Origin of the sequence: Bosea vestrisii (assembly GCF_030144325.1) — a bacterium.
GTDB lineage: Bacteria > Pseudomonadota > Alphaproteobacteria > Rhizobiales > Beijerinckiaceae > Allobosea > Allobosea vestrisii_A.
Genome location: NZ_CP126307.1, coordinates 712,666 through 731,632 on the forward strand (window position 1 = coordinate 712,666; position 18,967 = coordinate 731,632).

19 protein-coding genes are annotated in these 18,967 nt (G+C 66.6%); 4 read left to right on the plus strand and 15 right to left on the minus strand.

Annotated elements, in window-relative coordinates; all coding sequences use genetic code 11:
- Positions 1-29: 29 nt before the first annotated feature.
- The 5 genes from QO058_RS03405 to QO058_RS03425 form a co-directional block, all read right to left on the minus strand.
- Positions 30-839 carry a YdcF family protein gene (locus tag QO058_RS03405; protein WP_284170318.1) on the minus strand — a complete coding sequence of 270 codons (810 nt, stop codon included), beginning with the start codon at positions 837-839 and terminating at the stop codon, positions 30-32.
- A gap of 250 nt (positions 840-1,089) precedes the next feature.
- The gene (locus QO058_RS03410) at positions 1,090-1,602 is read right to left on the minus strand and encodes a lysozyme inhibitor LprI family protein (RefSeq protein WP_284170319.1); all 513 of its coding nucleotides are present in this window, start codon (positions 1,600-1,602) and stop codon (positions 1,090-1,092) included.
- 51 nt (positions 1,603-1,653) lie between these two features.
- Positions 1,654-2,274: a glutathione S-transferase family protein gene (locus QO058_RS03415; RefSeq protein ID WP_284170320.1), complete on the minus strand. Its 621-nt coding sequence runs from the start codon at positions 2,272-2,274 to the stop codon at positions 1,654-1,656.
- 114 nt (positions 2,275-2,388) lie between these two features.
- Positions 2,389-4,389, minus strand: a complete 2,001-nt coding sequence (locus tag QO058_RS03420; RefSeq protein WP_284170321.1) for an acetyl-CoA carboxylase biotin carboxylase subunit — start codon at positions 4,387-4,389, stop codon at positions 2,389-2,391.
- A 148-nt stretch (positions 4,390-4,537) separates the two neighbouring features.
- Positions 4,538-4,978 carry a hypothetical protein gene (locus QO058_RS03425; RefSeq protein ID WP_284170322.1) on the minus strand — a complete coding sequence of 147 codons (441 nt, stop codon included), beginning with the start codon at positions 4,976-4,978 and terminating at the stop codon, positions 4,538-4,540.
- Positions 4,979-5,249: 271 nt separating this feature from the next.
- Here QO058_RS03425 and QO058_RS03430 point away from each other — a divergent pair, with 271 nt between their 5' ends.
- A complete protein-coding gene (locus QO058_RS03430) occupies positions 5,250-6,626 on the plus strand; it encodes a M20/M25/M40 family metallo-hydrolase (protein ID WP_284170323.1) in 1,377 nt (458 codons plus the stop codon).
- A 284-nt stretch (positions 6,627-6,910) separates the two neighbouring features.
- Here QO058_RS03430 and QO058_RS03435 read toward each other — a convergent pair whose 3' ends face one another.
- The 5 genes from QO058_RS03435 to QO058_RS03455 form a co-directional block, all read right to left on the minus strand.
- Positions 6,911-7,591: an HAD-IA family hydrolase gene (locus QO058_RS03435; protein WP_284170324.1), complete on the minus strand. Its 681-nt coding sequence runs from the start codon at positions 7,589-7,591 to the stop codon at positions 6,911-6,913.
- Between the two features lie 72 nt (positions 7,592-7,663).
- A complete protein-coding gene (locus tag QO058_RS03440; RefSeq protein WP_284170325.1) occupies positions 7,664-8,161 on the minus strand; it encodes a hypothetical protein in 498 nt (165 codons plus the stop codon).
- 105 nt (positions 8,162-8,266) lie between these two features.
- On the minus strand, positions 8,267-9,568 hold the full coding sequence (locus QO058_RS03445; protein ID WP_284170326.1) for an RluA family pseudouridine synthase: 1,302 nt from the start codon (positions 9,566-9,568) through the stop codon (positions 8,267-8,269).
- Complete coding sequence (gene crcB / locus QO058_RS03450; RefSeq protein ID WP_284170327.1) at positions 9,565-9,948, minus strand: fluoride efflux transporter CrcB; 384 nt, start codon at positions 9,946-9,948, stop codon at positions 9,565-9,567. The genes QO058_RS03445 and crcB overlap by 4 nt, the downstream gene beginning before the upstream one ends.
- A gap of 79 nt (positions 9,949-10,027) precedes the next feature.
- A complete protein-coding gene (locus QO058_RS03455; protein WP_284170328.1) occupies positions 10,028-10,663 on the minus strand; it encodes a TetR/AcrR family transcriptional regulator in 636 nt (211 codons plus the stop codon).
- A 102-nt stretch (positions 10,664-10,765) separates the two neighbouring features.
- Here QO058_RS03455 and QO058_RS03460 point away from each other — a divergent pair, with 102 nt between their 5' ends.
- Positions 10,766-11,398 carry a DUF998 domain-containing protein gene (locus QO058_RS03460; RefSeq protein WP_284170329.1) on the plus strand — a complete coding sequence of 211 codons (633 nt, stop codon included), beginning with the start codon at positions 10,766-10,768 and terminating at the stop codon, positions 11,396-11,398.
- Positions 11,399-11,572: 174 nt separating this feature from the next.
- Positions 11,573-12,832: a hypothetical protein gene (locus QO058_RS03465; protein ID WP_284170330.1), complete on the plus strand. Its 1,260-nt coding sequence runs from the start codon at positions 11,573-11,575 to the stop codon at positions 12,830-12,832.
- Between the two features lie 147 nt (positions 12,833-12,979).
- Here the strand turns inward: QO058_RS03465 and QO058_RS03470 are convergent, their stop codons facing one another.
- Entirely contained in the window at positions 12,980-14,287 is a 1,308-nt protein-coding gene (locus QO058_RS03470; protein WP_284170331.1) for a replication-associated recombination protein A, read from the minus strand.
- A gap of 1 nt (position 14,288) precedes the next feature.
- Complete coding sequence (locus QO058_RS03475) at positions 14,289-15,719, minus strand: DegQ family serine endoprotease (RefSeq protein WP_432212009.1); 1,431 nt, start codon at positions 15,717-15,719, stop codon at positions 14,289-14,291.
- 155 nt (positions 15,720-15,874) lie between these two features.
- Here QO058_RS03475 and QO058_RS03480 point away from each other — a divergent pair, with 155 nt between their 5' ends.
- Complete coding sequence (locus tag QO058_RS03480) at positions 15,875-16,294, plus strand: BLUF domain-containing protein (RefSeq protein WP_284170333.1); 420 nt, start codon at positions 15,875-15,877, stop codon at positions 16,292-16,294.
- Between the two features lie 3 nt (positions 16,295-16,297).
- Here QO058_RS03480 and QO058_RS03485 read toward each other — a convergent pair whose 3' ends face one another.
- From QO058_RS03485 to rplQ, 3 genes are all read right to left on the minus strand, one after another.
- Positions 16,298-17,254, minus strand: a complete 957-nt coding sequence (locus QO058_RS03485) for a tripartite tricarboxylate transporter substrate-binding protein (protein ID WP_284170335.1) — start codon at positions 17,252-17,254, stop codon at positions 16,298-16,300.
- A 150-nt stretch (positions 17,255-17,404) separates the two neighbouring features.
- Positions 17,405-18,358 carry a CPBP family intramembrane glutamic endopeptidase gene (locus QO058_RS03490; protein WP_284170336.1) on the minus strand — a complete coding sequence of 318 codons (954 nt, stop codon included), beginning with the start codon at positions 18,356-18,358 and terminating at the stop codon, positions 17,405-17,407.
- 127 nt (positions 18,359-18,485) lie between these two features.
- Complete coding sequence (gene rplQ / locus QO058_RS03495) at positions 18,486-18,905, minus strand: 50S ribosomal protein L17 (RefSeq protein ID WP_284170337.1); 420 nt, start codon at positions 18,903-18,905, stop codon at positions 18,486-18,488.
- Between the last annotated feature and the right edge of the window lie 62 nt (positions 18,906-18,967).

Sequence of the window (18,967 nt, forward strand, 5' to 3'; positions counted from 1 at the left end):
GACCGCTTCGTCGTCGGCAGGCGCCTCGATTATCGCGCGGCGCCTGCCGCTGCCGGTCCCGGAAACAGCGCATCCGTATAGCCGGCGAGGTAATAGGCGACGAGCCCGGCCCATTCCTTGAAAGCGTCGTCGGCGATGTCGAGCCCGCGCGCCGCCTTGCGATAGGGTCGCAGAAAATCGGCGCGCTCGCCGCTGGAGAGGAAGTCGACCGGAAAGGCCTCGACCTGGAAACCCGCCTTGCGGAACACGCCCATGGCGCGCGGCATGTGCCAGGCCGAGGTCACCAAGAGCCAGCGCTCGCCAGGCTTGGGATCGACCAGGCGGCGGGTGAACACGGCGTTCTCAACCGTATTGCGTGACTTGTCCTCGAGAACGAGCCGGCTCTCCGGCAGGCCGAGCCCGAGGAAGAGCAGACGCGCGCCATCAGCCTCGGTCTTCACCACCGGCGAGAGCAGGTTGGCGCCGCCGCCGGTGAAGACCAGCTTCGCCTCGGGATGGGCGCGGGCAAGCTCGACCGCCTTGGTCATCCGCGCCGCAGCATTGTTGAGCACGATGTCCTCGCGCGCCACGCCGATCGCGCCGCCGAGCACGATGATGCCGTCGACCTTGCCGGAGTTCACCGCCTGCTGCGGGAAGCGGTCCTCCAGCGGCCTGACCAGGATGCGCGGCAGCGGGCTGAAGGCGAGCAGGCCGAGCACGAACACGCAGACGAGACCGAGCCAACGCCCCGGCCCGGAAAAGCGCGTGAAGGCGAGCAGGCTCGCCAGCACGAGCCCGCCAATGGCGAGGTTCACCGGCGAGGCCAGGAACCAGAGGATCTTGGAAAGGATAAAGAACATGATTTTCTTGAACAGACCGGCCTCCCCTTACGCGCAGAAAGCTGACAGGCCGTTATGAAACGGCTGGGGGCGATCGGGGTTCGATGCAAGATTGCGTTCACGTTGCGGTGAATGCCGGGTGGCGTCGAGCGTCGTCATTCTCGGGCGGAGCGAAGCGCAGACCCGAGAATCTCCTGACGAGAAGGCGCTCGCTTGCGCCTCATCCAGCCTGAGATGCTCGGGGCAAGCCCGAGCATGACGAGCCCTATTCCTACCGGATGATCTGCGGCGGCGCTGCGGGCGGACGGCGGGTTTGCCGCGCCGCGAAGCGCTCGACCTCGAGAGCCCGTTCGGCAACCTCGCGCAGTTCGCAGCCAGCCTGCAGCCCGGCCGAGCGCGTCGGCGGCTGGGATGCGCCATAGAAGGCGCATTTCTGCACGGCGTAGCTTTGCCAGGCGAGCTGCAGCGCCGCGAACTGGCTGCGAGCCCCGGCTTCGAGGGTCCGCTCCAGCGTCGCGCCGGCCAGCGTCAACCGCTCGCGCCAGACCGCCTCCTCGCGCCTTGCGCACGTTATCTCCGCCTCGCGCCGATCGCCACTGGCCGAGCCGACACAGGGGACCGCGACGAGACCGATGCAGGCCGGGCTCGTAGCCAGGCCCTGCCGTACGCAGTTCGCGACCTGCAAACGATCGGCTGACTGCACCGGGTTGGTCGGCACTTGCGAGAGCGCAGCCGTGCTCAGAAACGGCGCCAGGATCAGCGAAAGGGCGAATAAACCGCGCATGGCGGCGATCATGACGGCCAAATCGGCCGGGTCAAGCGCAGCCCGCCGCGCTCACGAGATCGGCAACGGTAGTGCCGGGCCGGCCGCCGGGCGCGCCGAGACATGCTGGTACCAGCGGCGGATATTGGGCCAGTCCTTCTGCGGTACCGGCATGTGGAGCCAGCGATGCGCGCCGGGCGCCACTGTAATGTCGGCCATGCCGAAGCGCTCGCCAGCAAGATAGCTCCGCCCGGCCAGATGTGCCTCGAGGATGTCGAGCTTGGCTTCGGCCTTGGCGATCGACGCGTCGATTGCCGCCGGCTCTGTATAACCCGGCGTCTTCCGGATCAGCCCCCAGAAGGCCGGTGTCATCGAAGGCTGCAACTCGGAGAGCATCCAGTCCATCCAGCGATCAGCATCCGCTCTCTTGGCCGGATCCTCCTCCCAGATCCAGCCGGCGCCATAGCGGGCGGCGAGATAGCGCACGATGCTGCTCGACTCCCAGATGACGATCTCGCCATCCTCCAGTGTCGGAATCTGCCCGTTCGGGTTCTTGGCGAGATAGGCCGGCTCGCGATTGCCGCCAAACTTGCCGCCGATATCGATGCGCTCGAAAGGCTGGCCGACCTCGCCGGCGGCCCAGACCACCTTCTGGACATTGATCGAGCTGATCCGCCCCCAGATCGTCAGCATTTGCAGCACCTTCTCATGATGGGGCGGCGACAATCAGCCTGCGGGCGGGTGATGGCAAGCGCTTGAGACGCAGGCGCGCCCGTCATTGCGAGAAGGCGCCAGCCGACGAAACCGTCAGCTGAATTCCATGATGACCGCATCCACGGCGAGCGAATCGCCCTCCTTCGCCAGGATCTTGGCGATGGTGACGTCCTTCTCGGCGCGCAGCACGTTCTCCATCTTCATCGCCTCGACCATGGCGAGCGGCTCGCCCGCCTTGACCTCCTGGCCGACGACGACAGAGATCGCCTTGACGAGGCCGGGCATTGGGCAGAGCAGGAATTTTCCGGTATCGGCCGCGACCTTCTCCGGCATCAGCGCCGCCAGCTCCGCCTCGCGCGGCGTGTAGACATGGGCATTGGCATAGGCGCCGGCATGGCCGAGCGCGACGCCGTTCAGGATCGGCCGGACCTGCGCCGCGATGGCGACGCCGTCGAGCGTCCCGCGCCAGACCGGCTCGCCCGGCCGCCAGTCGCTGGCAACGGTGAGAGTCCGGTCAGCGAAGGTGATCGTCACCGCGCCACCCTGCTCCGTGACTTCACCCTCGAAGCGCTCACCGCCCAGCGAGACGATGCGGGTGCGCTCGAACTCGACCTTGCGCCAGCCCTCCATCTGCGCCGAGACGTTTCGCTTGCGGGCATTGAGCCGGTGGTCGCAGGCGATCGCGATCGCCGCCATGCGCAGCGCGATCTCGCCTTCCGGCTGCGGCAGGGAAAAGCCTTCCGGAAACTCCTCGGCGATGAAGCCGGTCGAGAGATTGCCCGAGATCCAGCGCGGATGCTGCATCACCGCCGCGACGAAGGGGATGTTGTGCCGGATGCCGTCGATGGCGAAGGCATCGAGCGCGCGCGCCTGCGCCTTGATCGCAGCCTCGCGCGTCGGGGCATGCGTGACGAGCTTGGCGATCATCGGGTCGTAATAGATCGAGATCTCGCCGCCCTCGAACACGCCGGTGTCGTTGCGCACGGTCGCGTCGCCATCCGGGCCTTCGCTCGGCGGGCGATAGGTGACGAGCCGGCCGGTCGAGGGCAGGAAGTTGCGGGTCGGATCCTCGGCATAGACGCGGGACTCGACCGCCCAGCCATTGAGCTTCACGTCGGCCTGGCCGATCGCGAGCTTCTCGCCATAGGCGACGCGGATCATCTGCTCGACCAGATCGATGCCGGTGATCATCTCGGTCACCGGATGTTCGACCTGCAGGCGGGTGTTCATCTCGAGGAAGTAGAACGACTTGTCCTGGCCGGCGACGAACTCGACCGTGCCGGCCGAGTCGTAATTCACCGCCTTGGCCAGCGCGACCGCCTGCTCGCCCATCTTGCGGCGCGTCGCCTCGTCGAGCAGCGGCGACGGCGCCTCCTCCAGCACCTTCTGGTTGCGGCGCTGGATCGAGCATTCGCGCTCGCCGAGATAGATGACGTTGCCGTGCTTGTCGCCCAGCACCTGGATCTCGATATGGCGCGGGTCGACGATGAACTTCTCGACGAAGACGCGGTCGTCGCCGAAAGAGGACGCCGCCTCCGATTTCGCCCGGGCGAAGCCCTCGGCGACCTCGCCGGCCGAGTGGGCGATGCGCATGCCCTTGCCGCCGCCGCCGGCCGAGGCCTTGATCATCACGGGATAGCCGATCTCGTCGGCGATCTTCACAGCGTGCTCGGGGTTCTCGATCACGCCGAGATAGCCCGGCACGGTCGAGACATTGGCTGCAGCCGCCGCCTTCTTCGATTCGATCTTGTCGCCCATCGCGGCGATCGCGCCGGGATTAGGGCCGATGAAGACGATGCCGTTCTCCTTCAGCGCCTTGGCGAAGGCCTCGCGCTCGGAGAGAAAACCATATCCGGGATGGACGGCCTCGGCGCCCGTCTGCTTGCAGGCGGCGATGATCTTATCGATGACGAGATAGGATTCGGCGGCGGGCGCGGCGCCGATATGCACGGCCTCGTCGGCCATCTCGACATGCAGCGCGTCGCGATCGGCATCGGAATAGACCGCCACCGTCTTGATGCCCATGCGCTGGGCCGTCTTGATGACGCGGCAGGCGATCTCGCCACGGTTCGCGATCAGAATCTTCGAGAACATGCGTGGCTTCCCCCAGACCCGGTGCCTTCACTGTGCAGTGCGGGATTTACGGGAGGCAAGCGCATCCGTCCACTGATGCGAAAGTTTTGCGACGTGCGCAAACGCCCGGCGGCAGCCGGGCGCACGCGCTCCGTTCTGTTGGATAGCCTCAGCTGGCGAGCAACACGCGCTGCGCAGTGAAGCCGAGCGGCAGCCGGGCCTCGGCCTTGCGCAGGGCGAAGCTGACCAGCGCCTCGTCGCAAACCTCGGCTTCACGCACCACCTCGAAGGCGATCTTCTGCGCCAGCGGCGTCGGGCCCTGCCCAGCCGAAAGCGTCGTCACCAGCCAGTGTGCCTTGTCGCGGTCGATCCTGCCGGTCGGGCGGCTTTCCCAGACGGAGAAGTCGACGCAGAAGGCCAGCAGCACATCGGCGAAGAGCGGCGACTTGTCGGCGACGGCACGGTCGAGCGCCACCAGCACGTCGATGATGTCGCGAGTCAGCACGACCTCGTGCAAGATTTCCCGCTGAAGAACTCGGACGTCTTCATCGTCGATCGCGTGCCTGTCCATCACGCGATCGACGAATTCACGAAGTTCATGGCCGATCATTGTTCAACCCCTGTCCGACGTTGTTTTGTGTCGGTATGTCCCTGTCGTGTGAAGACGATGCGGCCAGCCCAGTCATCAGGTGGTTAACGCGCAAATCTGAACGCGCGTTCAGGTTAAACGGTCCTGATCGGACGTGGTTGCGAGGGTGTTACTGGCAGCACCCGGCTCCATGCCCGTACGCTTTTCCGGGCTGCGTCTGGAGCATTGGACGTATTGGCGCACGGCACTCTACCGTGATCTCAAATCCTCATTTCGGGCAGGTAGCGCGATCATGGCTTCTTCCGACACGCTGGCTGCGGTTTTCGCGCATATCGAGACCAACCGAAGCGCCTTTCTCGATCGCCTGATCGCCTATCTGCGCCATCCCAGCATCAGCGCCGAGAACATCGGCATCGCCGAGGTCGGAGCGCTGCTGGTCGAGATGCTGACTGATATCGGGCTGGAGACGAGCCTGGTGCCGACCGACGGGCACCCCATGGTCGTCGCGCGCTGGGAGAAGGCACCGGGCAAGCCGACCGTGCTGCTCTACGGCCATTACGATGTGCAGCCGCCCGACCCGCTCGACAAATGGGTCTCGCCGCCGTTCGAGCCGACGATCCGTGATGGCCGGATCTATGCGCGCGGCGTCGGCGACAACAAGGGCCAGCATTTCGCCCAGATCCTCGCGATCGAATCCCATCTCAAGGTGCACGGCACCTTGCCTTGCAATGTCATCCTGCTGCTGGAGGGCGAGGAAGAGATCGGCAGTCCGAACATCGCTGGCTTCGTGCGCGCCAACAAGGCGATGCTCAAGGCGGACCTCGCCGTCACCGCCGACGGGCCGCGTCATGCCAGCGGCGCGGCTGCGATCAAGTTCGGCTCGCGCGGCGTGGTCTCCTTCGAACTGCGCTGCCGCCATGCCGTCCGCGACGTGCATTCCGGCAATTTCGGCGGCGTCGTGCCGAACCCGATCTGGACCCTGGTCCATCTGCTCGGGACCATGAAGAATGCCGCCGGCGAGATCACCATTGCCGGCCTCCATGACGACATCGAAGCGCCGACACAGGAGGAACTCGCCGCGATCGAGGCCCTGCCGCTCGACATCGAGGCGGTAAAGCACAGCCTCGGCCTGACCAGGCTCGATGCGCCGGCCGATCGGCCCTTCTATGAGCGCCTCTGCTTCCGCCCGACGCTGACCATCAACGGCTTTCACGGCGGCTATGGCGGTCCCGGCACCAAGACCGTCCTGCCCAATGAAGCCTTGGTGAAATGCGATATCCGCCTAGTCGAGGCGCAGGATCCCGAGGATATCCTGCGCAAGGTCGCGGCGCATGTGGCGCAGCATGCGCCGGAGGTCGAGTTCATCGCAGCCGATGCCGGCATGCAGCCCTCGAAAACGCCGATCGCCTCGCCCTACACCGCCCCGTTGCGCCGGGCTTTCGTCGTAGCCCAGGGCGAGGAGCCGCTGCTGATCCCGGCGGGCTTCGGCAGCCTGCCCGGCTATGTCTTCACCAAGATCCTCGGCATTCCCGCCTTCGTCACGCCCTATGCCAATCCCGACGAGGCCAACCATGCGCCGAACGAGAACCTGACGCTCGACTGCTTCTACAGCGGGCTTCGCACCGGCGCGGCGCTGCTACACGAGCTCGGCCAGCTCGAGGCGCCCTGAATGGCGAACCGGACTCTTACTTTTGGAAAGGACTGTTTTGCCGATCAGCTCGCGATGCAAGCTGACTGGAGCGAGCTCTCGGGAGGCAGGGCAATCGCATTTAGATTTTTTGAGCCCTCATCCTGAGGAGCGGACCGCAGGTCCGCGTCTCGAAGGATGCTCCAGATGGTTCGCGAGCCTCCTGGAGCATCCTTCGAGACGCCATTCCTGTTGGAATGGCTCCTCAGGATGAGGGCTCAGGAGGCAAATGCGACAGCCCTGCTCGGGAAGCGGTCCGCCGCCCCTCAGGCCGGTTCTGCCACCGCCAGCTTGTCGACGATACCGGTCAGCTCGGCGCAGTTCTTGATCACATGCTGGGCTCCGGCCGCCCGCAATGCCGCGACCGGCTGGAAGCCCCAGGAGACCGCGACCGGAGTCACGCCGGCCGCGACCGCCATCTCCATGTCGAAGGTGCTGTCGCCGACCATCAGCGTCCGCTCCGGCGTAGCGCCCGTCTCGGCCATCGCCCGCAAGATCATCCCGGGATGCGGCTTCGAGATCGCGTCGTCGGCGGTCTGGGTCGTCGCGAACAGGCTGGCCCAGCCATGGTGCTCGATGGCATAGTCCGCCCCGCGCCGCGACTTGCCGGTGGCAATGCCGAGCAGTGTCTGCGGCCGCTGCGATAGCCCCGCCAGCATCTCGGCGACACCAGGGAAAAGCGGCTCGGCCAAAGACGGATCGGTCTCCGCCCGCCGCCGCATGTCGTTGAAGACATCCCTGTAGGTCTGCGTCAGCACGTCGTCCGGCTCGGCAAGCCCGGCGACCCGCATCAGCGCGATGTCGAGCGTCAGCCCAATGACGCCGAGCCCCGCTTCGCGACCCGGGTGGACACGGCCACAGCGCGCGAAAGTCTCGTACTGGGCGCCGAGGATGATTGCCTCGGAATCGATCAGCGTGCCGTCGAGGTCGAAGATGATGAGGTTCATGCCCGGCGCTCTACAGGAGATGGCGGCAGCCCGCCATCTGCGCCAGCGCAAGGCCCTCATGCCGCCACGGCCTCACCCTTGCGGGCTGCGACCGCATTCGGCGATGGCAGCCTTCAAGGCTTCGCCCGCGAGCCCCTTGCCGCGTACCTCCTTGCGGCATTCGGCGCGCTGGGCGAGGTCCGGACGCTTGCCGTTGAAGCAAGCGACCAATGCCGCCGTCCGCTCCGAGCCGGACAGGTTCCGGGCATCGGCTTCCTGCTTACAGGCCGCCCGCGCCGTCACGGCGGTCGGCTTGCCGTCGCGGGTCAGCCCGTCGCTGGCATAAAGCTTCACGCCCGGGAAGCGCTCCTGCAGGCAGTCGCGCATGGCGCGGCGCAGGTCGTCGCCCGAGAGCGCGATGTTCTCGGCATAACAGTCGCGCCGCGCTTCAGCGCGCGCGGCACGTGGCACCGGCTCATCGGCTGCCGCAGCGGCCGGTTTCGGGGCAGCCGGCGCCGGCTGCAGCTGGGCAAATGCCGTGGAGGAGAAGGAGAGAACGAGGCCGGCGGCAAGCAAGGCAATGCGCAACATGGAAAGCCTCCCGTGATGGAGAGTCACAGGAACAAACTTAGAACAGAACGCGCTTTGTTCCGCAAGTGTTCTTACGTCAGGTCACGCAACTTTCTCGTGCGAGCCCTATTCGTCCGGCGCGTCGACGATCGGGTCGTAAGGCGCATCCTCGAAGCCGAGCAGGTTCCAGCTCTGGCGCATATGCGGCGGCAGCGGCGCGCTGACGTCGATCGTGCCCTTGCCGCGCGGATGCGGCAGCACGATCCGCCGGGCGAGCAGGTGCAGCTTGTTCTGGATGCCGCCGGGCAGCTCCCAGTTCTGGATGTTGAAGTACTTGGGATCGCCGACGATCGGATGGCCGATATGGGCGGCATGCGCGCGCAATTGGTGGGTGCGGCCGGTCACCGGCTTGAGCGAGAGCCAGCCGAGCTTCTGCGCCGCGGTCTCGACCACGGCGTAATAGGTGACGGCATGCATGGCACCCTCCCCGCCATGCTCGGCGATCGCCATGCGCTGGTCGCCGTCATAGGCCTCTTCGCGCGCGAGATAGGTCGAGATCCGGCCCTGGCGGACGCGCGGCACGCCGGCGACCAGCGCCCAGTAGACCTTGCGAGCCGAACGCGAGCGGAAGGTCTTGGCGAGCGTCGCCGCGGCAAAGCGCGACTTGGCGATGACAAGGCAGCCGGCCGTGTCCTTGTCGAGTCGGTGCACGAGGCGCGGCTTCTGCCCGTCCTTGCCGGTGAGGGCATCGAGCATGCCGTCGACATGCCGCGTCGTGCCTGAGCCGCCCTGGACAGCCAGACCCGCCGGCTTGTTGAGGACGATGACGTCGTCATCCTCATAGAGCGTGATCGAGCGCAGGAAGCCGATCGTGTCGCCATCGGCCTTGGCCGAGCGCGGCCGCTCCGCCGCCTGCTCCAGCTTGAGCGGCGGGATGCGCACGGTCTGGCCGGCCTCGAGCCGGTCCTTGCTGTCGGCACGCTTGCCGTTGACCCGCAGTTCGCCCTTCCGGACGATGCGCTGGATATGGCTGAAGGAGAGCTGTGGGAAGCGCGCTTCGAGGAAGCGGTCGATCCGCATCTCGTTCTCGTCCGGCGTCACCACGAGCTGCTGCACGCCGGTCGAGAGCACCTCGGCGGTCACGGCCTTGACCTCGGCACGCGTCGGCGCCTCCGTGATCGGCGGCTTGCGCGGTGCGGGCTTGCGCGGGCCCGCCGCTCTCGGCGCGGGATGATGTGGCTTCGGGTTGCGCGTCGGCTCGGTGCGCACGACCTCTTCCTCTGCCGGACGCGGCCTGGCGCGGGCCGAGCGGCGCGCATCATGGCTCGGGCGCTTGCCCTTCGGCGCGCCGGAGGCAGGCAGCCTGCCGCCGCGCTTGGGGCCGTTGCCTCGCGCAGGCCCGCCAGTTCCCTTGCCGCCGGTTCTCATGTCAGCCCCCGCACAATGGACAATCCCGCGACGAGCGCCGCAAGCGAAAGGACGACCGAGCCGAGCACATAGAATGCAGCCGGCAACACCTCGCCGCGCTCCCAGAGCAGCACCGCGTCGAGCGAGAAGGCCGAGAAGGTGGTGAAGCCGCCCAAAATGCCGGTGGCGAGGAAGAGGCGCGCATTCTGCGTCCAGCCCTCGCCGGCCTTGAAGGCGAGGAAGCCGGCGACCAGCCCCATCACACCGGAGCCGAGGATGTTGATCGCCATCGTCCCAAAGGGGAACGAAGGACCGAGCCATTTCAGCGAGACGACGTTGACGCCGTGCCGGAGCACGCCGCCGATGCCGGCGCCGAGGAAGACGAGAGCGGTTGAAAGCATCGCTGAGGCATAGAGCGCCGTGCCAGCGTGCACAAACGAAATCCGCTGCAGGTATACCCGTTTCGGCCCGATCTGCTCCTTATTTGGCCGCCTCGGTGCCATAGCCCCGCAGGAAGGCATCGACCGCAGCGTCTGCATAGCGGGCGAGCTCGGCCGGATCGCTGTCGCAATTGCCGCTGAACATCGCGCGGTTGAGGGGTATCCAGAGCACCAGCCCGGCGAAATGGTCGGCCGCCAGCAAGGGATCGTCCATCCTCAGGCGGCCATTGGCGGCATAACGCTGGAAGGCACCCGACAGCGTCTGGAGCACTCTGCCGAAGCCGCGGCTGAACCAGCCCTGCCCGACCTCGGGAAACCGCTCGGCATTAGCGATCACCAGCCGGCGCAGGCGCAGCAGGTCAGGCTGCATCAGCGCCGTCAGGAACTTGCTCGCGAGCCGGCCTAACCCCTCCCTCGGATCGTCGGAGGCAGCAAGCTCGTCGGCCACCAGCTTCAGCAATCCGTCGATACTGTCCGTGGTTGCCGCAACGATCTCGGCATAGAGCCGCTCCTTGTCGGCGAAATAGCGGTAGAGCGTCGGCTTCGACACGCCCGCCAGCGCCGCGACCTCGTCCATGGTGGTTCCGTCATAGCCCTTGCTCAGGAAAAGGCTCGTCGCCGCTTCGATGACGGTGCCGCGCTTGCGCTCGGATCGGTCGAGAGTGGCTTGCGACATGGCGCGGCTCCGCCGGGGCTTGACAGTATGAATGAAACTACACAGTTTAGTTGTACTAAACCGTTCAGTTCCATTCTACCCTGTTCGCTCATGGAGAGCCAGATGCAAACCGCTCCGTCCCAATCTCTCGATCGCGCCCTCCTCGCCTGCGGCGTGGCGAGCACGCCTGTCTTCTACGCCCTAGCCGTCCTGCAGCTGGCGTTGAGGCCGGAATACGACATCCGCACCCAGCCCATCAGCTTCCTGGCACTCGGTGAGCTCGGCTGGATCCAGGTCGCGAACTTCCTGGTGACCGGCGCCCTCGCACTCGCCGGCGCGATCGGTTTGCGCCGGGTACTGCGCGACCAGCGCGGCGGCAGCGCGGGCCCTATCCTCGCCGGCCTCTACGGCCTCGGCATGATCGGCGCCGGCGTGTTCGGGCCCGATCCGCTTCCCGCCCCCGGCCAGGCGCCGCAGATCAGCGTCACCGGCGCCTTGCACATGGTGGCGTTCCTCGTCTCGTTCCTGTCGCTGATCGCGGCCTGCTTCGTCATGGCGCGCCGGTTCGGCGCCGTCGGCAAGCGCGATTGGGCGCTCTACAGCGTTGCCACGGCGTTGCTGGCGCCAGCGCTTGTCGCCGCGGGCATGGCCAACCCATCCTGGGCCGGGGTGATCGTCGGCGGCGCCGGCCTCGTGCTCTTCGGCTGGTTCTCGCTCGTCGCCTATGGGATTCGCGGCGAAGCTGCGGCGGACTGAGGCCGGCAGCGCCTTAGCGGCCTGCAATTGCCAGCAGACCACCGCCGGCGCGATTGACTTGCCACCTCCGCGACCGGCAGAAACGCCGTGACACAAGGGGTGATCAACGCACTGATGGCATGCGGTTCAGAACCGGGAGGCGAGCGTACCCGTGCAGCGTTCTGGCGCGCGGCCTTGCTTGTCGGCCTCGGCCACGTGCTCCTCTCGCAAACCGCCCTCGCCGCGCCGGCACGGTTACCGTCCCGCCCGGCACAGGCTGCGAGCTTCGCCCGCGCCTGCACCATCGCGCTGCCCGAGACCAAACCGCTCTTCACCAGCGAGCCGGCGGAGCCCGCGGCTTCGAGCAAGGACGAGGCGGACGACGACAGCGACGACGAAGAGGACGATGACGACGATCCGCCACAGCGCGGCCTCGTCCTGCCGGGGTCAGCCACCTGCCTGTCGATCACCGGCACGGTCAGCGCCGGCATGCAGCGCGATTCCTTCCGGGCATCGCGCCTCGGCCCGCCGCCGCCTTCCGATGCGACGTCCTTTTCGGTCAGCGCCGCCTTCCGGATCGCAACCTCGCATGAGCTTTCGTCGGGGCTGCGCATCGGCACCGCCTTCGGCTTCACCCTGTACAGCCCGGTCGACGGTGTCAGCGAGAACTCGATCGACGAGGCGACGATCCTGATCGGCCCCTGGACCTTCGGGCTCGATGCCTCGCGCTTCTCCTTCTGGACCGGCGACGAGTTCATCTTCTCGACACGCGTGCCCTCCCGCACCGTCGGGGTGATCGCGCTCGAGTTGCCGCTGACCGAGAGCTGGACAGCGACGCTCGCCCTCGAGGATCCGGCACTCGGCAACACCTCCTCGACCGCGCCGATCCCGAGCGGCCGGCGCGTACCCGACGCCATCGGCCGACTGGTCTATGCACAGGGCGGCTGGACCGTGCATGGCGCGCTGGCCCTGCGCGAAATCCCCGGCACGCCGTCGCGCTTCGGGCGTGCCGGCATCCTCGGCGCGACCTATGAAGGCGAAGCGTTCGGGCATGGCTGGAACCTGACCGCCCAGCTCGCCGGCGCGATCGACGGCGCGCCCTATATCGGCTCGCAGCTCGACGCTCGCACCGTCAGCCGCGTGCTGCTAGCGAGCGATGCCACGCGCGGCTTCTCCGCGGTCGTCTCCGGCCGCTACGAATGGACCGAGCAGATCGCCAGCAACGCCTATCTCAGCCGCTATTGGCTGGAGGTGCCGCTGCCGGGCCAGCTGCGCGGCGAAGTCAGGATCGACCGCCTCGCCGCCAACCTGGTCTGGACCCCGGTCGAGGGCTTCAAGGCCGGGATCGAAAGCTCGATCGCCTGGGCGAAGATCGCACTGACCGGCCGGGAGATCCCGGTTGGGCTAGCGGGGCGTCAGATTTCGACGCAGGTTTTTATTGAACGGAGTTTTTGAGCCGAGCCCGTCGGCCCCACTACGACGTCATTCTCGGGCGGAGAGAAGCGCAGACCCGAGAATCTCAGGACGAGAAGGAGCTGATCGGAGCTCACGCGGCCTGAGATGCTCGGGTCAAGCCCGAGCATGACGCGAGCTGAGCCTGCCCTACTCCCCCCGCTCCTGCCGCAGCTTCTCCCAGTACTCCAGCCGCTTCCTGATCTCGCGCTCGAAACCGCGCTCCGGCGGATCGTAGAAGCGCTGGCGGCCGAGCGCGTCGGGCCAGTAGTTCTGGCCGGAAAAGGCGTCGGGTGCATCGTGGTCGTAGGCGTAGTCGGCGCCGTAGCCCTCGCTCTTCATCAGCTTGGTCGGCGCGTTCAGGATGGTCTTGGGCGGCGTCAGCGATCCCGCCTGCTTGGCGACGCTCACCGCCGCCTTGTAGGCGACATAGGCCGCGTTCGATTTCGGCGCGGTGGCGAGATAGATCACCGTGTTCGCCAGTGCGAGCTCGCCCTCGGGCGAGCCGAGCTGCTCATAGGTCTCCGCAGCGGCGCGGGCATGCACCAGCGCCTGCGGGTCGGCGAGCCCGATATCCTCGACCGCCATGCGCACCAGCCGGCGCGCCAGGAAACGCGGATCCTCGCCGGCGTCGAGCATGCGGGCGAAATAATAGAGCGCCGCATCCGGATCGGAGCCGCGGATCGTCTTGTGCAGGGCCGAAATCAGATTGTAGTGGCCGTCCTGCGCCTTGTCGTAGATCGGCGCGCGGCGCTGGATCACCTCGCTGAGGCCCGCCTCGTCGAAGATCTCGTCCGGCTTGGCGGCGCGCCAGGTCTCCTCGGCCAGCGTCAGCACCGCCCGCCCGTCGCCATCGGCGAACCGCGCCAGCGCGAGGCGCGCTTCCGGCGTCAGCGGCAATTCGCGGTGCTCCAGCGCCTCGGCCCGGCCGAGCAGGAAGAGCAGAGCGCCCTCGTCGAGCGCCTTGAAGGTCAGGACGCGGGCCCGCGAGAGCAGCGCGGCGTTGAGCGCGAAGGACGGGTTCTCGGTGGTGGCGCCGACCAGCGTGATCGTGCCGTCCTCCATCACCGGCAGGAAGGCGTCCTGCTGGGCCCGGTTGAAGCGGTGGATCTCGTCGACGAAGAGCAAGGTGCCCTTGCCGCCGAGCCGGCGGCCGCGTGCCCCGTCGAAGGCCTTCTTGAGATCGGCAACGCCGGAGAAGATCGCGCTGATCTGCTCGAAACCGAGATCGGTCTGCCCCGCCAGCAGGCGCGCCACCGTCGTCTTGCCGGTGCCGGGCGGCCCCCAGAAGATCAGGCTGCCGAGCGAGCCCGAGGCGATCAACCGGCTCAGCACGCCGTCGGGGCCGGTCAGGTGATCCTGGCCGGCTACTTCGCCGAGCGTCGTCGGCCGCACCCGGTCCGCGAGCGGGCGCGGGCCGGATTTGTCGAGGCCTGAAGCGGAGAAGAGGTCGCTCACCTCACCCGCCGAATGTCGAGGTCACGCTCTGGCCACCCCGCGAGATCGTCACCTCCCAGGAGCGCTTGCGCTCGCGCGTCGCCAGTTCGATGTCGCGCGAGGCGTTGATGCGCTCGCCATTGATCGCGACGATCAGATCGCCCTTGCGGAAGCCGACACGGGCGGCCGCGCTGCCCTCCTCGATCTCGCTGACGACGACGCCCTCGGTCGAGAGGTCGATCGAGAGTTCCTCGGCGACGGCCGGCGACAGGTTCAGCACGGTCAGGCCGGTGAAGGGCGAGCGGCCGGCGACCTTGACCGGCTCGCGCGGGCGCGTCTCCGGGGCCGGCGTCAGCTTGATGGGAACGGTGATGCGCTTGCCACTCCGCAACACGGTGAGCTGCGTGGTGCCGCCGATCGGCCGGGTTGCGAAGCGGTAGCCGAAGCTCTCAGGGTCGTCGACGCCGACGCCGTCGACGGCGAGGATCACATCAGAGCGCTTGAGGCCGCCTTCGGCCGCCGGCCCCGACTCGACCACGCTGGCGACGACCGAACCGGCTGGCCGATCGAGTCCGAGCCCGTCAGCGACGTCCTGAGTCAATGCCTGCAGCCGGGCCCCGAACCAGGCCCGGCGGACGCTGCTCGCCCCCGTCCTGGCGCTGTCCACGACGACACGAACCATGGCAGAGGGAATGGCGAAGCCGATGCCGACGCTGCCGCCCGACTTCGAGAAGATTGCGGTGTTGATGCCGGTAAGCCGGCCCTGCATGTCGACCAGCGCGCCGCCGGAATTGCCGGGGTTGATCGCCGCATCGGTCTGGATGAAGGACTGGGCGTCACCGACGCCGACCTGGGTGCGCGCCAGTGCCGAGATGATGCCCTGGGTCACCGTCTGGCCGACGCCGAACGGGTTGCCGATCGCCAGCACGAGGTCGCCGATCTGCAGCGTATCGGAATCGCCGAGTTCGATCGCAGCCAGATCCTTGGCGCCCTTGAGCTTGAGCACGGCGAGATCCGTGCGCGGGTCGCGCAGCAGGATCGTCGCTTCGAACTCGCGCTTGTCCGCAAGCGCGACCTTGACCTCGGTCATGCCCTCGATGACGTGGTTGTTGGTGACCACCAGCCCGCCGGCATCGACGATCACGCCCGAGCCGAGCGAGCGCTGCACCTGCTCGCGCGGCAGGCCGAAGCCGCCATCGCCGAAGAAGCGGCGGAAGAACGGATCGTCCATGAACGGGTTCTGCGGCCGCCGCTCGACGCGCGCGCCATAGACGTTGACCACGGACGGCGCCGTCTTCTGCACGACGGGGGCGAAGGACAGCGTGATCTGCTGGCGCGCCTCGGGCACCTGACGGGCCTGCGCCAGCGCCAGCATGGGCGCGCCTACAGACAGCCCAAGACCGAGGACGAGGGCGGCAAGTTGATCTCGGTTCGGCATGATGGAACGGCGCATGCCGATCTCCTTCTTGAAACAAAACAGCCGCCTCGGCAGTTCAGATGCTGAACCATCCCTCCGCGACAGCATCCCGGACACTGTCGAGAACACGCGCAGCGCGTTCCTGTTCCGGGTTGCGAAACACCCGCCCTGCCCACGAAAGGACCCTCGACGTGAGCCTCGTGCGCCTTGTTTATGCCAGCCGCAGCCGACTCGTCGAGGCGGATCGACGCATCGGGCTCGCGCGCATTCTCGAGACGGCGCGGCGGCTCAATGCCGAAAGACATGTCACGGGCTTCCTGATGGCAACGCGGGGCGGATTTGCCCAGATCCTCGAAGGCGAGGCCGGTTCTATCGCGGAAACCTATGGCCGGATCATGGTCGATCCACGCCATGCCGAGCTGCGCCTGTTGGCGCAGGATGCCGTCGATCAACGGCAGTTCGCTGGCTGGGCAATGGCCTATGCCGAGCACGATCAGACGACCGAATTCATCTTCGGACTCTATGGCATCGCGCCGGATACCGAAATCTTCGAGCAGCCGCTCGACGTGCTGCTCGATCTTGCCGGCGAGCTCGCCAGCGCTCGCGCCTGACCCTTACTTCGCGTCGCTGAGCAGCACCTTGTACTTCTCGATCTCGGCCGGAAGCATCTTGGCGACGAACTCCGGCGACATCTCATCCTTCTCGGGCAGCACGGACGAAAGCTCCTTGAAACGCCCATGCAGCCTCTCGCTGGCGAGCGCCGTCCGCAGCGCCTCGTTCAGCCTGTCGATCACCGGCTGCGGCGTGCCCTTCGGTGCAAAGATCGCGTTCCAGCCCTGGGCCTGGAAGGCCGGCAGCCCGGCCTCAGCCGCGGTCGGCACCTCCGGCAGGCTCGGCAGCCGCTGCGGCGTCGCCACCACCAGCGCCTTGACCTTGTTGCCCTGGACGGCGCCGGAGAGCGAAGTCGCGGCATCGCAGACGCCGTCGATCTGGCCGCCCATCAGATCGTTCAGCGCAGGACCGGCGCCGCGATAGCTCACCAGTGCCACGTCGAGCCCGGACGCCTTGAGGAAATTGCGGCAGATCAGATAGTTCGACGAACCGACGCCGGCATGGCCGAGGCTGATCTTGCCGGGATTCTTCCTGGCGTAGTCGAGGAACTCTTTGAGATCCTTGGCCGGGAAGTCGAGCTTCAGCGCGATCATCGGCGAGGTCTTGGCGACGAGGCCGATCGGCACGAAATCGGCCGGCGTGTATTTCAGGTCGTTGTAGATCGTGTAGGAGGCGGCATTGGTGCCGCTGTTGCCGATCACGATCGTGTAGCCGTCGGGCTCGGCCCGGGCCGCGCGTGTCAGCGCGGTCGCACCACCCGCCCCGCCCATATTCTCCATGACGATGCGCTGACCGAGAATCCGGCTCATCTCATCGCCGACGAGGCGCGCGATCACGTCGGACGAACCGCCGGCCGCGAACGGCACCAGCATGTTGATCGGCTTCGACGGATACTTGTCCTGGGCCTGAGCCGGCAGGACGGCGATGGCAACGAGAATGGCCAGAGCAGCGCGCTTCATGCGGATATCTCCCTCGATCACGGGCTTGTTTCCACAGCGGCATTGAGCCGCCCTGCCCGGTTCGAGGTGAGGCTAACATCGGCCTGACGCAGCGAAAAGCGCGAGTGGGCGCAACAATTTCTCGCAGCAATCGTGAGCGCAGCCGCCCCACTACGGCAACGATCGCAGCCGGACTGGAGACGCACGATGCAGGAGAAGGATCTGCGTGACGCCCACGACCAAAACACCGTACAGCCCGAACATCACCGCCTGGGCCACTGTCCAGTTCGGATCCAGGATGGACCGCCCCGTGAACAAAGCCGCCGCTCCTAGCTCCGGCTGGTGGGAGAAGAGCATGACCACGCCGATATTGTTGCCGAAATGCATCCCCATGGCAGCCGCCAGATTGCCGCTCGCCATGAGGAGCCAGGTCATGCTCAAAGAGACTCCAAGGACGACAAAGAGCCCGGCCAAGTTCATCGCGGTAGTGGCATCCGCCTGCCAGTGCAAAAGGGTGAAAAGCGCTGCCGGCAGCGCGAGCCAAATGATCGGTGTTGCGAAACGTACCGCGAGAACCTGCTGAAGATAACCGCGAAATGCGACCTCCTCCGCCGAGGTTTGCAGGAACAACGCGACAAGCAGCAACGGCACAGCCGCGACCCAATCGGAGAGGCTGATGCTGCCCCGGACGACAGTGGGATCGATCAGCAACGCAATCGGCCCCAAGGCGACTCCCACGACCAGCGTCACTATGGTGCTTCTGGCAAAATCCGGCCAATACAGTCGGCGGTCGATGCCGAACAGGTCTCGGATCGACCGCCCGTGGATGAGCTTAAGGACCAGCCACACGCCGATCCATAATGAGGCGATCGACAGCAGGAAAACCACGGTGCCGATCGGCTCGGCGATCAGTGCCTCGTAGTCAAAGGCTTCGAGAACCTCGTCGAAACCGAACGGCCAATACCCCTTTCTGGCCAATATGATGGCCACGCCGGCATACAGAAGAACGAGGAAGGCCGCGAACCAGACGATTGCGATGAACGCGATCGCGAGGACTATGCGCCAGAGGGCGTTCTTCCCATTGCGAGCGGCATCGACATAGGCGGCAAAACGGCTCTCTCGCATCGGGATATCCAGGCTCGAATCCACCCGTATGCGTATATCTGTCAAAGCCTCGGCAGGTCAGCCCTTGACCAACGAAAAGGGCGGCCCGAAGACCGCCCTTTTCAAAAATGCTTGGTGCCGGTGAGGCTCAGGCCGCCTGCTCGTCATCCGCCGTGAACACCGGGCCGGAATCCTTGCCCTTGGCCTCGACGTCGCGATCGACGAACTCGATCACGGCGAGCGGGGCATTGTCGCCGAAGCGGAAGCCAGCCTTCATGATGCGCAGATAGCCGCCATTGCGCTCCTTGTAGCGCGGGCCGAGGACCGCGAAGAGCTTGCCGACGATGGCGACGTCCTTGATCTGCGCGATCGCCTGGCGGCGGGCGTGCAGGTCGCCGCGCTTGCCGAGCGTGATCAGCTTCTCGACGACCGGACGCAAGTCCTTGGCCTTCGGCAGCGTGGTGGTGATCTGCTCGTGCTTGATCAGGGCCTGGGCCATGTTGGCGAACATCGCCTGGCGATGCTCGACCGTGCGGTTGAAGCGGCGACCGCGAAATCCGTGACGCATGTTTGGCTCCTTCGTTGCTTACGGCCGCCGTGCCACGGAACGGCCGTCCTTTATGCTCCGGC

Bases quoted from the DNA above. Each gene is read 5' to 3' on its own strand.
- QO058_RS03405 (WP_284170318.1), bottom strand. From the start codon at position 839: ATGTTCTTTATCCTTTCCAAGATCCTCTGGTTCCTGGCCTCGCCGGTG.
- QO058_RS03410 (WP_284170319.1), bottom strand. From the start codon at position 1,602: ATGCGCGGTTTATTCGCCCTTTCGCTGATCCTGGCGCCGTTTCTGAGC.
- QO058_RS03415 (WP_284170320.1), bottom strand. From the start codon at position 2,274: ATGCTGACGATCTGGGGGCGGATCAGCTCGATCAATGTCCAGAAGGTG.
- QO058_RS03420 (WP_284170321.1), bottom strand. From the start codon at position 4,389: ATGTTCTCGAAGATTCTGATCGCGAACCGTGGCGAGATCGCCTGCCGC.
- QO058_RS03425 (WP_284170322.1), bottom strand. From the start codon at position 4,978: ATGATCGGCCATGAACTTCGTGAATTCGTCGATCGCGTGATGGACAGG.
- QO058_RS03430 (WP_284170323.1), top strand. From the start codon at position 5,250: ATGGCTTCTTCCGACACGCTGGCTGCGGTTTTCGCGCATATCGAGACC.
- QO058_RS03435 (WP_284170324.1), bottom strand. From the start codon at position 7,591: ATGAACCTCATCATCTTCGACCTCGACGGCACGCTGATCGATTCCGAG.
- QO058_RS03440 (WP_284170325.1), bottom strand. From the start codon at position 8,161: ATGTTGCGCATTGCCTTGCTTGCCGCCGGCCTCGTTCTCTCCTTCTCC.
- QO058_RS03445 (WP_284170326.1), bottom strand. From the start codon at position 9,568: ATGAGAACCGGCGGCAAGGGAACTGGCGGGCCTGCGCGAGGCAACGGC.
- crcB (WP_284170327.1), bottom strand. From the start codon at position 9,948: ATGCTTTCAACCGCTCTCGTCTTCCTCGGCGCCGGCATCGGCGGCGTG.
- QO058_RS03455 (WP_284170328.1), bottom strand. From the start codon at position 10,663: ATGTCGCAAGCCACTCTCGACCGATCCGAGCGCAAGCGCGGCACCGTC.
- QO058_RS03460 (WP_284170329.1), top strand. From the start codon at position 10,766: ATGCAAACCGCTCCGTCCCAATCTCTCGATCGCGCCCTCCTCGCCTGC.
- QO058_RS03475 (WP_432212009.1), bottom strand. From the start codon at position 15,719: ATGCGCCGTTCCATCATGCCGAACCGAGATCAACTTGCCGCCCTCGTC.
- QO058_RS03485 (WP_284170335.1), bottom strand. From the start codon at position 17,254: ATGAAGCGCGCTGCTCTGGCCATTCTCGTTGCCATCGCCGTCCTGCCG.
- QO058_RS03490 (WP_284170336.1), bottom strand. From the start codon at position 18,358: ATGCGAGAGAGCCGTTTTGCCGCCTATGTCGATGCCGCTCGCAATGGG.
- rplQ (WP_284170337.1), bottom strand. From the start codon at position 18,905: ATGCGTCACGGATTTCGCGGTCGCCGCTTCAACCGCACGGTCGAGCAT.